Source organism: Pleionea litopenaei, assembly GCF_031198435.1.
Lineage (GTDB): Bacteria > Pseudomonadota > Gammaproteobacteria > Enterobacterales > Kangiellaceae > Pleionea > Pleionea litopenaei.
Genome location: NZ_CP133548.1, coordinates 507,068 through 520,567 on the forward strand (window position 1 = coordinate 507,068; position 13,500 = coordinate 520,567).

A 13,500-nucleotide genomic window follows, 5' to 3' on the forward strand; every position below is an offset into this window, starting at 1 on the left:
CAACTTATTGACGGTGTTGTTTTTTCCAGCTTTGTTAGTTGTCTATCCATCGACTTAAGTTTAGCTGATGGGTATTCGCCCAGTGTTCAATCAGTGCATGAGAAATCGACCCATAAGTCGGGAGTTTAAGCTCACCATTTGATAGCAAACTGCCGATGTTTTCAGGGGACACCCAAACGGCATGTTCTAACTCTTGATCTAACAATGCTAAGTTCTGGTGCTTAGCTTCTGCTAAAAAGCCAATCATTATAGAGCAAGGAAATGGCCAAGGCTGTGAGGCAAAATATTTGGGAAAATGAATATCTAAGCCACTTTCTTCTTTTACTTCTCGAATAGCAGCATGTTCAAAAGACTCACCTGGCTCTACAAAGCCTGCAAGCACTGAATAACGGGCCTTCGGCCAACTTGCTTGTCGAGCCAATAAGAGCTGCTCGTTATAGGTTACCGCTATAATAATTGCAGGATCGGTTCTTGGATACATTGTGTGATCACAAGCAGGACAATGCCGTTCATGTCCACTCATATGAACCTCCGCTTTGGCTCCGCATTTGCCACAATGTTTGTGTTGGCTGTGCCAATACAAAAGGGCTTTAGCGTAAGCAACAATTGATGCCGTTGGCTCCGTAATCGAAGGTAAGCTCAACCTTAGATCATGCCACTGTTGGTGGTGCGATAACTCAAATTCGGAGTCGTTTACTCGGGCACAAAACCAAGGCTCGTCAGGATCAAATTCACTGTGTCCGAGATAAATCCATTGTTTGCTGTCCGGTATATTCGCAAGATGCTTGGCATTGGTCAGGTGAAGGCCGTCTGGCTGCATCAAAACTTGGTATCGATTATTAAACAGAATGAGCTTTGACTTCGTTGATGCGAGTCGATTTTTAATTGCAACTGGGTCGGTTCGGCTTAAACTATCCCGGTCGAGAAAATTATGATTAAACTTAAACACGATTCAGACTTCCAATGCTAGGTAATTAAATACACGAGAAAAAGTGAACTTATTGATAGAGCAATCCACAAGATGACTCCAAGCGCAAAAGGACGAGCATCGATGGCTGCAAGGGTTTGTTTTGTGATTCCGAGGCCCATCATTAAAAGAGCGATTTTTAGCAAATAACGGCTAAGATCCGATAACCAGTCGAATACCAAATTTGCTTCTATTAGACTTCTGCTCGAAGCTGCGAGAACAAAGAAAACGATAAACAAAGGAATGGTTACTTTCATTCCTTTGGGTTTTAATATCAGCGATAAAATAACCGTCAATGGGATAATCCAAAGTGCTCTTGCTAGCTTCGCGGTAGAAGCGATATTTAATGCTTGGTCTCCGTATTGAGCTGCGGCACCAACCACAGAGCTAGTATCATGAATGGCCAAAGCAGCCCATACACCAAATTGAAATTGAGAGAGTTCTAACCAATGCCCGATAACGGGAAAGATGTACAGAGCAACGAGGTTGAGCAAAAAGATAACGGTTACCGCCACCACGGTTTTCTCTGCTGGTGGTTTAATGACTTGTGAAACCGCTGCAATGGCACTACCACCACATATCGCCGTACCACTCGAAATCATCAGCCCAATTTGCGAGTCAACTTTTAATAGCTTCATTAACGCCCAACCAAGAATTAGGGCGAGCAGTAAACTTAACAAGGTTATCCAAAAGGTTGTTCCAGCGGTAGCGGCTACTGCTGATACTTCCATTCCAAATCCCATTAGAACAATGGCGACTTTTAGAACGATTGCGGAATAGCTCCGACATTGAGTGACCCATGGGTGAGGAGAAACAAGAGCGATAGCAATTCCCACAAGTAACGATGTACCTGCTGAGAGCCAATTAAGGGCTATAGCGCCAATAGCTGCGGTCACTAAAACAGCAAAGATAATTGGGTGCAACTGCTCAACCTCATTAGAATTTGCCGCATGCTAACACAGATTGCATTGAAATACTCAATCTAGAAAAATTTTTGTTACATTCAAAAGTTGAGTATAAATCTATTGAAAACAATGAGATAGCAGCGAAACTAATGGGGCATTCGTGCTTATTGTACAAAATGGTTGCGTTTTGGTGATGCGGTGATATAGTTACATATAACACCAGTGCGGTGGAGGCGGTTACCAAGTGTTTCCGGGACGTTAGCAAAAAGAGTGGGTGACAGATGCAGGCAAATTGGAACGATAGTCAACCGATTTATCGTCAACTGCGTGACAAGGTTGTGGCCTCGATTTTGGATAGAGAGTTAAAAGAGGGTGATGCATTGCCTTCGGTTCGTCAGGTTTCTGCGGATTTTCAACTCAATCCAATTACGGTGTCAAAAGCTTATCAAGAGTTAGTTGATGATGATTTAGTCGAAAAACGAAGAGGAGTGGGGATGTTTGTACAAGAAGGTGCGAGAGAAAAATTGTTAGCTAAAGAACGGCATCAATTTTTAACCACAGAGTGGCCCATGATTCTGGAAAAAATCGAACGGTTAGGTCTTGATGCTAAAGAGTTGTTTAAACGCCCGAGCACTGGAGGAGAATCATGAGTAATGTGGTAACTGCCCGTAGTTTGAGTAAGTCTTACGGAGAGTTTAATGCATTGAAATCTGTGAACTTTTCCGTTCAACGAGGCCGAATTGTTGGGTTAATTGGCCCAAATGGTGCCGGTAAAACGACGATACTTAAGTCGATCTTAGGCTTAACGACTTTCGATGGTCACCTTGATGTTTTTGGCTTAGACCCGCAAAAAGATCGTCATAAATTGATGCAGAAGGTTTGTTTTATTGCTGATGTTGCCGTTTTACCTCGTTGGTTGAAAGTTTCGCAAGCTTTAGATTTTGTTGAAGGGGTTCACCCTCGCTTTAATCGTGAAAAAGCAGAGCGCTTTTTATCGAAGACTAAGATCAACAAAAACAGCAAAGTTGGTCATTTGTCGAAAGGAATGGTGACACAACTGCACCTAGCTTTAGTGCTTGCAATAGAAGTTGAGTTGTTGGTACTTGATGAGCCAACGTTAGGTTTAGACATTTTATACAGAAAAGACTTTTACAATGAACTTCTAACCGAGTTTTTTGATGAAGATCGTTCAATCATAGTTACCACTCATCAAGTTGAAGAAGTGGAAAATCTATTGACTGACCTAATGTTCATTAAGAATGGCGAGATTATTCTCGATTCAACAATGGATGAAGTCTCTGAGCGATTCGTTGAAGTCATGGTATCAAGTGACAAGGCTGAACAAGCAAAAGAGTACAAGCCGATTGCTGAGCGCGAAGTATTTGGACGAAAAGTCTATTTATTCGATGGTTTAAGTCCAGAAGTTGCTCAAAGTTTGGGAGACATTCACAGACCGAGTATTTCTGACTTGTTTGTCGCTAAAATGAGAGAGGTGAGCGCATGAACGTAACTACCTTCAAGACGTTGGTTCTACGAGAGTATTGGGAAAATAAAAGCTTATCGCGAACACCAGTGATTATCTCTTGCGTAATTTTGTTTGCTTTAATCGTCGGTATGTTCACTGCACAAAGCTTTATTTTTTCAATGGGTGACAATCAACTGTTCTTAGATAAAGGCTTATCAGAGATTTCTGATGCGAATTTATCTGAATTAAGTCAAGCCATTACTGGGTTTCAATATGGCGTTTTTCTTGCGCCCTTAACAATCGGATTGATATTTGTACTTTTCTTTTATTCATTAGGAAGTTTGTACAATGACCGAAGAGATCGCAGTATTTTATTTTGGAAGTCTATGCCGGTATCGGACTTTCAAACGGTGATGTCAAAAGTCTTTTCTGCTTTTGTTGTCGCACCAAGCTTAACCGCGGCCGTTGCAGTTGTTGCGCAGGTGGTTGGATTAGTGCTGTTAACGATTATGGTTTGGATTAATGGCGGCTCTGCATGGAATATTGTTTGGTCTCAGTCGTCATTATTTACAGTTATCTTTAATGACTTTATGGCCTTGTTCTTGTTAGCACTTTGGATGGCTCCAATTTTAGGCTGGTTGTGGTTGGTGTCAGCTTACGCAAAGAAGGGCGCATTTTTAATAGCTGTGTTTGTGCCTCTAGGTGTGATGCTGGTCGAAGGGTTAATGTTAGGTAGTGCTCATTTTGGAACTATCATTGGAGAACATTTCGCTCAACTGGAGTACCTAGGCGAAAGTATGGTCGAGAAAGGACATCCGTTTGGCGTTTTTTCGAGTACTGGATTTTGGATTGGTTTGGTTATTTCAGCAGCCTGCATCGCTTTATCGGTCTATATTCGACGCTATCGAGATGACAGTTATTAGTATAGGTATAGGGAGGGCTCTGCTCTCCCTAAAGACAAGGAGTATTAAAATGAAAGAAGTAAGAAAGTGGATAAGTCGAGTGAGCTTATCTGTATTTTTAATGAGTACCCTGTATATCACAACTCATGTTAATGATTTTCCAGAAGTTGCTCATATTGAGTCAAAGACCGAAGCCTTTGCTAACTTGATTCAGGTTGTTTTTCGATATTCTTAAAGCGCGCCCCTTTCGATAAGAAAGTTTTGTATGGCAGCGGCTAATTGAGAATAGCCTGAGTCATTCAAGTGAATTGCGTCAGACTTTAGGTCGTTATCTGAAAGGAGTTCAGATAGAGTATCGTTTAGCAAAGGAATATTATGTTGTTGCGCAATTGTCTCATAAAGCTCTGCATCGTCTAAAAAGATAGCGGGTTTAGGAACAGAAATTAAAACAACCTGACTTTGCTTTTGCTTGATTATTTCAATGAGTGCGTTTAGATTTTCTCGTGTTTGCTCGACAGGCCTCTTTCTTAGAAAATCGTTTCCGCCAAGACACAGAATAACTAAAGACGGACTGTGTTTGTCTAAAACCTTATTAATTCGCTCTAGGCCATCCGCGGTTGTATTGCCCGGAATACCAGCATTAATGACTTTCATGCCCAAAAGTTCAGATAGAACGTAAGGGTAGTCATTCCCTTTGGTTGAACCTGTTCCAAAGGTTAAGCTGTCTCCAAAAGCTACAATAGTTGCATCGTAAGAAAGCGGCTCAAGCTTTACTTGCTCTCCACAGGATGCGAGCAATACTATTAGTAGTATTAGACTTGCTTGTTTATTGAAAAGCTGATTCATTTTTTCGGAGATTGAATTAGTACAAATGGGGCTACGACGACCGCCCAGAATTCTTCGTCGTCACCACGTAATCCTTTTACCCAGTCTAACTCAGGTTTTTGCAATAGTTTTTTATCTAGCCAAGCGGCGACCTGACTCTGATTATCCTCGTGAAACGCAACCGCAGCCTCGATGAGATCAAGTTCTGAGCTTACGACAATGACTACGCCTCTGGCAAAAGGTATTTCTAGCTCTTTCCATACGACCTTTGCAGTTTCTAAATTGAGTTTTTCAGTAATTGATAATGACTCTTCGGTTATATTACTGTCTGAACTGTGCTCTTTTTCTTGAACCATTGTGCTACTTATTTCTCTAAGGGTAAGGTAAAGCAAACAGTATACTCGGTTTCATGCTCATCTATCCATATTTCACCTTGTTGAAGCGTGATCAATCGATGCACCAAGTTCATTTCAAAGGGCATGGTTTCCCAAGACTCATCTTCTGGTTTGCTAGTTTGAGTTTCGTTTAGAGGTTGATTTGAAATTCTAACAAGCATGCTTTCATTCATTGGAATCGCATGAAAGTAGAGGGTGCCTTCTTGCAGCCGTGATATGTATCTCTGAACAATATTGTAGATACATTGAGTCAGTCGTTGTTTATCGCCGAGCAATGATGGACTATCGGCAGAAATCTGATTATTAAAGCTAAACGATAGTCGACCAACTTCGACGTTAGATAAGTCTTGCTGCATTACCTCAATAACATAAGAAATAACTTCATTTATACTCAATGGACCAATATTCAAAGTGAGTTTTGAGTTTTTATCAGCACTGAAGTCCAATAGATTTCGAATGATGATCTCTAATTTTTCACTGTATTTTTCTATTGCATTCAGCGCTTTAAATTCGCTCGTGTTTGTTTCTACTTGTTGTAGGTTAAAAGTAGAAACTTGTTTGATTTGACTCAATGGAGTTAATAGCTCTGAACTTGTGTGCATCAAGAATTGAGTCTTGAGTTTGTCTAGAGTGATTAATTGATCGCTAATATCTCTTTCTCTCGCAATGCGTTTGCGGTGGTATAAGTAGCCAAGAATCAACCCAAAGGCGACGACAAAGGCTAAGCTGAAGGCCATGATAATGGTTTTCTGTGATTTTGCTTGCTCAACCTCTAAGCTCTGAATCCGATTTTGTTGCTTGAGTAGGTTAATTTCTTGCTCTCGTTGCTCGAGTTTATTGCGAAACTGTAAACGAGTAATACGCTCTCGGGTATTGGCATTAAGAAGTTCTTCTGACACTAACTTGTACAGTCGGTAATGCTCTAGTGCTTTGGCAAACTGACCATCCATTTCGTATACATTTGATAATTGGAAGTGGAACTCAACAACTTTTTCTTTTTCGGATGAGTCGGTAGCAATCTGAAGCCCCTCTAAAAATACTCTCTCTGCTTCACCGACTTGCTTAAGATCGATATACAGCAATCCTTGTTGAAGCAGCGTCTCGGTTAGTACGACCGGAGATTGTGTTTGATTGGCTAACTGACTGGCGATGTTTAGGTGCTGACTGGCTTGGTCAAAGCGCTTCATTTGTCTCAAGATAGCCCCGATGTGCGCGTTGGAAATACTTTGCCCGCGAATATTCTGAGTACTTTCTTCAATCTGCAATGAGCGTTGATAATATTCCAAAGCGTCAGAGAGCTGACCGAGCTGCTCCAGTGCCTGGCCTTTATTATTGAGCGGATCGGCAAGTCCAGGGGCGTCTCCAGTGAACTCGAAGATTTCAATGGCTCTGTCGTAGTAACTGATTGCTTCTTGATACTTTTCAAGGTGATTGTATATGACGCCAATATTATTTAACGTCGTTGCAATGGTCTGCTTGTTTCCAAGCGTTTCTTTTATGGCAAGAGAGCGCAGTAAGTAGTTTAACGCGCTCTCATAGTCGCCCAAATGGCGATACATAATACCAATATTATTCAACGTCTTAGAAATGTCATCCGGTCGGTCGGTGGCCTGATACAGCTTAAGCGCGCCTTCTAACCGATCGACGGCTTGATAGACTTTACCTTGGTACCATAATACTTCACCGCTTCGAGATAAAACTTGGGCTTTTTGAATGGTTAAATCGAGGTTGTTTGCTTCTGTGAGTAGGTTGGATAACAAAGTGAGGGCTTGGTCGTACTTATCTTGTTCGACTAGGGCATCTGACAAAATGATCGATGCGCGGTATTTGCTTTCAAATAAGGTCTCTTCAGTCACTAGGCTCAAAGCTTCTCGAGCAAGAGACTCCGCTTTCTTAGGATCTCTGTAGACTTGTTGTTCTGCTTCATCCGTTAACGTGCTGATTCGTGCAAGTGGCTGTGCTGCCTCTATTCCAAGTGATGAAAAGCAAAACCAAATGAGCAACGATAAGAAAGTTGTTCGTTTAGACACCAATTTAAGCATGAGCGACCTAATGTTATTACTACCGAACTAATAACATAAACTATAATCATAACAATCCCAAGTGAAAATAACCTTGCTCAACAAGATGTTAGCATTTAATTGAACAGTTATTGAGATGTACAAAGACTGAGCGTAAACTGAGGTTATCAGCGTTCAAACTAGGTGTTTACATGATGAAAACTAATATGAAAATGCTTGAGTCAAAGGGAATCCGCAGCTTCTCAAAGAATTTGCTTGGTCTTGCGGCGACGTTTTTAATGGCCTCATCGATGGCTGCTGATCGCGTAAAACTCTCTGAGCCACAAAAATTTATGGATTTTCGGACCCCAGAATTGACCACGGCTAGAGCGGAAGAGAGTTTCGTCGCAGCGATAAACGAGCATCTAGAAGCATTCGAGAATTCTCATCCAAGCATCAAGCAAGTTACCCTGACTTTTACCGATGTCGATAGAGCCGGGCATGTGAGGTACGATGTTCGTGGCGATCATCGTGAATTGAGGCTGCTTGATAATTTTGTTCAGGTTCGATTGAATTTTGACTTTCAGGTGATTGGGAAAGACGGTTCGGTTATCGATTCAGGTACAAAAAGCCTCAAGAAGGTTTTTTCGATTACCGACATTATGATGCGACGCCATTCAAGAGACGCATTCTTTTTCGAAAAAGAATTACTGCAGAGTTGGCTAGAGCAGCTCGATTAAAAAGCGGATTTGGGATAAGTTGTAAATAGAGTAGTGTTTATCGTTTGATACGTAGGAGCATATTATGGCATCTCGGGATATGGTTGTTTTATTGCAAGAATTTGAGCAAAAGTTAGCCGAGCTAGAGTCGGGTGATGCGAGCGTTGATCAAGAAGTGCGTGAAGCTCGCCATCAGATTCGTGAGCTACTTTCAAATCCAGATAAAGTCCCTGAGCCTGATGAGTTTTTGATGAATAAGCTAGCCGATGTAACTGAGCATTTTGAAGCCGACCATCCAGTACTCTCTGAGTGGTTAAGCAAATTAAGTGACTTATTCTCTAGAATGGGCATTTGATAGGGCTAAGGTTAAATAGGAAAAGGTTATTTGTCTTTGTGTTATTCGTCAGAATAAGATAAGAGTCATGTAAAATGCTTAACTTAAAGATAAAAGCCTGTTTTTGAGAGACATACGGTTTAGAAAGTAACGGCTTAGAAAGTACCGGCTTAGTTTGATGCGGATTCTATTGAAGTCTTTTCTGGCGTTTCTTTTTTGAAACCTCTAAGTTGAAACTCTTAAGTTGAAGCCCCTAAGTTGAAACCCTTAAGTTGAAGCCCCTAAGTTTGAAACGTCTAAGTCGAGCAGTAAAAGATGACTTAAAGATACTGGATACCCGTGATGGTACAAGCATTAAACTTCATAAAAGAGCTGGCTAGTGATAGCTTCGATCGGCGTCTACCTGTAAACGCTGTTGATTGGTACAAATGTTTTACTGGCGCTTTATCACTGGTGACTGCTTTCTCATCGATTAGCTACACAGACGTGCCGCCCAGCGACTGACTCTTGCGGGGCTTTGGTATGTGTTTAAACAAAACCCGCGATAGCGGGTTTTTTTATGCTTTACGAACCGGGTTGTTATCAAAGGGGATCTTATCAACGGGGATCTTATCAACAGGACTGTCATATAAGGGAGTCTAGTTGAATAAGCAATCCTCTTGGGAATTACTTTAAAACCAATGTCATTGGATAAAATATGTTAGAGAAAACCTCTGATTTGAAAGAAAGCCGTTCGCAGATGTCGTCGAAGACCATTGTGATTAAAGTTGGTAGCCAACTTATTATGGATGACATAACGCTGATGACACGGCTTGCATGCCAAGTTTCTGAACTCATTGATTCAGGTCATCGCTGCCTCATTGTAAGCTCCGGCGCCGCGAGTATGGGCAAAGAAAAATTGTCGTCATTCTTCGGGCTCAGTAAAACTTGCTCAATGAAGTTCGATCGGGAATTACTCACCGGTTTAGGGCAAACCCAATTAATGCAGACATGGCAGTCATCTTTTAACCTCCCTGTTGCTCAAGTTCTTGTTGATCAGTTTCATTTGAAATCTCGCGAACGTTTTCTGCTTGTGAAAACTCAAATACTGCGCTTGATGAATGTCGGTTGTGTACCCATATGTAATGAGAATGATCTCTTAGCGTTGGCCGCCGATCGAATCAATAATAACGATTATTTAGCGGCGGTTTTAGCTCAGATGTTGTCAGCGGATTGGTTATTCTTATTGACGAATGTTGCTGGAGTCTATCGAGACTATCCCGCTCGAGATGGGTTCATATCTGAAATCAGCTTTGAGGACTCTCATTTAAAAAATACCTGCGGTAAAGCAAGTTCTGAGCACGGAACGGGAGGCATGGGGGAAAAAGTCGCTGCAGCTCAGCTAGCGAGCAAGCAGGGCACACATTCAGTGATTTGCGATTCGTCCGTTGAGCTTAAGCATGCCATTTACGAAAACAGAGTTGCAGGAACTCGAATTACCGCGAATGAATCACCAACGTCTAAGCGACAGGGTTGGCTAAATGATATCTCAGAGGTTGCCGGGCGAGTCGACATTGACCCCGGAGCAGTAAAGGCGCTTACCAAAGCAGGAGCGTCATTGCTGGTGGCTGGTGTTACGCATATTGAAGGTTCGTTTGATAGTAAGCAGGTTATCTCTATACATTGCGCAGCAACTGGAACGCTCATTGCGAAAGGGTTTTGTAAGCTGAGTTCGACTCAGGTTGCCTTATATTTAGCCAAATCAACCAATCTTGATAAACCAATTTTAGTTCATCGAAATGATATGGTACTGGTTTAACAGGCAAGTCTACTAGCAGTCGTTGCGCAGATTCTCACCACTTTTCACCAAGTTGAACAAATTATCTACATTCCGAGCAAATTACTGGTCAGTTAAGTCGGCTGATCGGCATTAGTAACTTGCATAGTAGGTATTGTTTATGGTGATATTAGGCCTTAATTTTCAGGGTATTGTGCTGCAAAGCAGCAATCGTTGGGACGATTCATTAGCCATTTCGGCAACACAATAACAATCGATAAATAAAGAGAAATAGATTATGGCCGCTCGAGGTTCATTTAACACACGCTTAGGCTTTATATTAGCAGCTGCCGGTTCAGCTGTTGGATTGGGAAACATTTGGAAGTTTCCATTTGAGGTAGGGCATGGAGGCGGTGCAGCTTTCGTTCTGGTGTATCTCGCGTTTTGTTTTATCCTTTGTTACCCCGTTTTGGTAACGGAAATTGCTATTGGTCGTAAGACTCAGCGTAATCCCGTTGGCGCATTTAAAGCGCTAGGTTTTCGCAAATGGGCGATCATCGGTTATTTAGGATTAGCCAGTGGCGTCCTGATTCTTTCCTTCTACAATGTCGTTGCCGCATGGTCATTTGGTTACGTGATCGAAATGCTGCAAGGTAACTTTGGAATAGGGAATGAGTTTGGCTCGTTCATATCAGATGCGGTTAAAGTCGGCCTTTATGGCGTGATATTTATGTCAACGACCGCATTCATCGTTTCCAACGGTATCAGCGGAGGCATTGAAAGAGCGGCCAAAATTTTAATGCCGAGTTTATTGGTCATCATCGTTGGCTTGTTAATTTATGCGTTAACCTTACCGAATGCTATGGAAGGGGTGAAGTTTTATTTAGTGCCCGATTTTTCAAAGTTAACGGGCGATGTTATTTACTCTGCGTTGGGTCAAGCATTTTTCTCCTTGTCACTCGGTATGGGAGCTTTAATCACGTACGGTAGCTACGTTGATAGAAAAGAAAATATCGTGAGCGCGGGGGCATTTATTACGCTAGCCGATGTGGGCATCGCATTTATTGCCGGTTTTATGATGTTCCCATTCGTATTCAGCCAAGGTATTGAACCTAATGGTGGTGCGGGATTAATTTTTGTCACTTTACCGGGTGTGTTCGAATCTTTAGGCCCAATCATTGGTGTGATTTGTGGTGTGCTGTTCTTCTTACTTTTAACCTTTGCTGCACTTACTTCAACGGTTTCGTTGTTAGAAGTACCGACTTCCTATGTTGTTGATGAGCATGGTGTCGACCGCAAAAAAGCAGTTTGGGTGATTGCGACCATTATTTTCATCATTGGGATTCCGTCCATGTTGTCGAACGGAACTGTTGACTGGTTAAGTTCGTTTATCACCTTGCCAGGACATGAAAACGCAATCAGTTTTATGGATTTTGTGGAAGATTTAGCGGCCGACTCCTTCTTACCAGTTGGTGGCTTTTTGATCGCTGTGTTTGCTGCTTGGGTATGGCGCAAAGAAAACTTAAATGAAGAGCTAGCCCATGGTGACGAAGCCATCAGAGGAACCTTGCTGCAAAAATACATTGATTTCGCGATCAGCTATATTTGTCCGTTCATTCTCGGTTTGATTGCGGTTGTGACCATTCTCGATCGCTTTATGGGAATCAACCTTGTAGAGTTAATTCTTCATTAATAAGCAGAGCTCTGAGAAGAGCTCTTTAATGCTAGTTGTAGTGGAACAATATGTCTGACTCGAATAATCACAAACAACCGACACTATTAGATGCACTCACGCCGGTCGTATTTTTAATACTTCTACTAATTGCTTCGGTGCTATTGTATGAAGACAATTCATCGTATGGTGCGAATCAAATTGCATTGTTGCTTGCAGCCGGTGTTGCTGCGCTAATTGGCGTTAAAAATGGTTACAACTGGAAAACCATTGAACACGGAATTGTACAAGGAATATCAACTGCGCTTGGAGCGATTTTAATATTATTAGCGGTTGGGTCTTTGGTGGGCACATGGTTGTTGAGTGGCACGGTGCCAACGTTAATTTATTTTGGGCTTCAACTTATGGAGCCATCTATATTTTATGTTGCTACTTGTCTGATTTGCGCTCTAGTATCGGTCAGTATCGGGAGCTCTTGGACGACGGCTGGTACTGTTGGTGTAGCACTCATTGGCGTAGCGCTAGGTCTAGGTCTTTCTGTTGAAATTACCGCTGGAGCAATAATTTCTGGTGCCTATTTTGGTGATAAAATGTCACCTCTATCAGACACCACTAACCTCGCACCTGCGGTTGCGGGGACTGATTTGTTCACTCATATTCGGCATATGGTGTGGACTACGACTCCAAGTATTATTCTTGCACTAGTTATATTTCTTGTTATCGGGTTAGTTCAATCTTCAAGTAACCAGCCTGTCGACCTGTCCGGGACACTCTCGATACTCGACAAAAGTTTTAATATCAGCATTTGGACACTCATTCCTTTAGTTTTGGTTTTCACCATGGCGATCAAGCGCTTTCCTGCATTCCCTACAATAATGACGGGCGCCTTAGTAGGTGGTATTACTGCAATGATTTTTCAGCCACAAGCTATAGAAGCATTTGCTGGAAATGAAAATCATGGAACTATAGTGACCAGTATTGACGCTGTTTGGAGAGCATTATTTGATGGGTTTAAAATTACCACTGAAAATGAATCGGTGAATGAATTGCTAAGTCGTGGTGGCATGAGCTCGATGCTGAATACAGTTTGGTTAATTTTATGTGCCTTAACATTCGGTGCTGTGCTTGAACATACGCATTTATTAGGGCGTTTGGTTGGAGCCGCGCTCGGACTCGTGCATTCGACCAGCACGCTAATTGTCACCGTTATATTAACCTGTATTGGAATTAACATTACCGCTGGAGACCAATACATTGCAATAGTCCTTCCGGGACGCATGTATAAAGCTGAGTTTCAACGACGTGGGCTCGATAGTAAAAACCTGTCTAGAACTCTAGAAGACTCAGCCACAATTACGTCGCCTTTAATTCCATGGAATACCTGTGGAGCCTACATGTCAGGGACATTAGGGGTTGCAACTTGGGCTTATTTGCCTTTCTGCTTTTTTAACTTAATCAATCCTTTTGTATCTGCCTTGTACGGGATGTACAATTTTAAAATCGAGCGAATTCAAGAACCTGCTGAACAAGCGTAAACAGCGTGAAGCAGGTTGATTGATC

General features: G+C 42.0%; 15 protein-coding genes. 10 read left to right on the forward strand and 5 right to left on the reverse strand.

The features are described 5' to 3' along the window. Positions 1-34: 34 nt before the first annotated feature. Positions 35-949, reverse strand: a complete 915-nt coding sequence (nudC, locus tag Q9312_RS02225; protein WP_309202906.1) for an NAD(+) diphosphatase — start codon at positions 947-949, stop codon at positions 35-37. A 17-nt stretch (positions 950-966) separates the two neighbouring features. Continuing rightward, entirely contained in the window at positions 967-1,890 is a 924-nt protein-coding gene (locus Q9312_RS02230) for a YeiH family protein (RefSeq protein WP_309202907.1), read from the reverse strand. A gap of 263 nt (positions 1,891-2,153) precedes the next feature. Here Q9312_RS02230 and Q9312_RS02235 point away from each other — a divergent pair, with 263 nt between their 5' ends. From Q9312_RS02235 to Q9312_RS02250, 4 genes are read left to right on the forward strand one after another with little or no spacing between them, the layout of a single operon-like run. Beyond that, a complete protein-coding gene (locus Q9312_RS02235) occupies positions 2,154-2,522 on the forward strand; it encodes a GntR family transcriptional regulator (RefSeq protein ID WP_309202908.1) in 369 nt (122 codons plus the stop codon). After that, positions 2,519-3,376, forward strand: coding sequence for an ABC transporter ATP-binding protein (locus tag Q9312_RS02240; RefSeq protein ID WP_309202909.1), 858 nt, complete (start codon positions 2,519-2,521; stop codon positions 3,374-3,376). Before Q9312_RS02235 ends, Q9312_RS02240 begins: the two co-directional genes overlap by 4 nt. After that, positions 3,373-4,260: a hypothetical protein gene (locus Q9312_RS02245; protein ID WP_309202910.1), complete on the forward strand. Its 888-nt coding sequence runs from the start codon at positions 3,373-3,375 to the stop codon at positions 4,258-4,260. The genes Q9312_RS02240 and Q9312_RS02245 overlap by 4 nt, the downstream gene beginning before the upstream one ends. 49 nt (positions 4,261-4,309) lie before the next feature. Beyond that, positions 4,310-4,474 carry a hypothetical protein gene (locus tag Q9312_RS02250; RefSeq protein ID WP_309202911.1) on the forward strand — a complete coding sequence of 55 codons (165 nt, stop codon included), beginning with the start codon at positions 4,310-4,312 and terminating at the stop codon, positions 4,472-4,474. Here the strand turns inward: Q9312_RS02250 and Q9312_RS02255 are convergent. Genes Q9312_RS02255 through Q9312_RS02265 form a run of 3 tightly spaced genes read right to left on the reverse strand, consistent with a single transcriptional unit; the run spans position 4,471 to position 7,501 of the window. Continuing rightward, positions 4,471-5,085, reverse strand: coding sequence for a GDSL-type esterase/lipase family protein (locus Q9312_RS02255; protein WP_309202912.1), 615 nt, complete (start codon positions 5,083-5,085; stop codon positions 4,471-4,473). The two genes, Q9312_RS02250 and Q9312_RS02255, sit on opposite strands and share 4 nt — an antisense overlap. After that, positions 5,082-5,420: a DUF2288 domain-containing protein gene (locus Q9312_RS02260; protein WP_309202913.1), complete on the reverse strand. Its 339-nt coding sequence runs from the start codon at positions 5,418-5,420 to the stop codon at positions 5,082-5,084. Before Q9312_RS02260 ends, Q9312_RS02255 begins: the two co-directional genes overlap by 4 nt. Positions 5,421-5,428: 8 nt before the next feature. Continuing rightward, a complete protein-coding gene (locus Q9312_RS02265; RefSeq protein ID WP_309202914.1) occupies positions 5,429-7,501 on the reverse strand; it encodes a tetratricopeptide repeat protein in 2,073 nt (690 codons plus the stop codon). Positions 7,502-7,671: 170 nt separating this feature from the next. Here Q9312_RS02265 and Q9312_RS02270 point away from each other — a divergent pair, with 170 nt between their 5' ends. The 6 genes from Q9312_RS02270 to nhaC all read left to right on the forward strand — a co-directional run bounded on the left by Q9312_RS02270 (position 7,672) and on the right by nhaC (position 13,475). After that, positions 7,672-8,199: a DUF3016 domain-containing protein gene (locus Q9312_RS02270; protein ID WP_309202915.1), complete on the forward strand. Its 528-nt coding sequence runs from the start codon at positions 7,672-7,674 to the stop codon at positions 8,197-8,199. Positions 8,200-8,263: 64 nt separating this feature from the next. Then, positions 8,264-8,533: a DUF4404 family protein gene (locus Q9312_RS02275; RefSeq protein WP_309202916.1), complete on the forward strand. Its 270-nt coding sequence runs from the start codon at positions 8,264-8,266 to the stop codon at positions 8,531-8,533. A gap of 321 nt (positions 8,534-8,854) precedes the next feature. After that, complete coding sequence (locus Q9312_RS02280) at positions 8,855-9,016, forward strand: hypothetical protein (protein WP_309202917.1); 162 nt, start codon at positions 8,855-8,857, stop codon at positions 9,014-9,016. 193 nt (positions 9,017-9,209) lie between these two features. After that, positions 9,210-10,310, forward strand: a complete 1,101-nt coding sequence (gene proB / locus Q9312_RS02285; protein ID WP_309202918.1) for a glutamate 5-kinase — start codon at positions 9,210-9,212, stop codon at positions 10,308-10,310. Positions 10,311-10,566: 256 nt separating this feature from the next. Further along, entirely contained in the window at positions 10,567-11,961 is a 1,395-nt protein-coding gene (locus tag Q9312_RS02290; protein ID WP_309202919.1) for a sodium-dependent transporter, read from the forward strand. 50 nt (positions 11,962-12,011) lie between these two features. Then, positions 12,012-13,475 (forward strand): Na+/H+ antiporter NhaC, encoded by a 1,464-nt coding sequence (gene nhaC, locus Q9312_RS02295; protein ID WP_309202920.1) that lies wholly within the window; start codon positions 12,012-12,014, stop codon positions 13,473-13,475. The last annotated feature ends 25 nt before the right edge of the window (positions 13,476-13,500 follow it).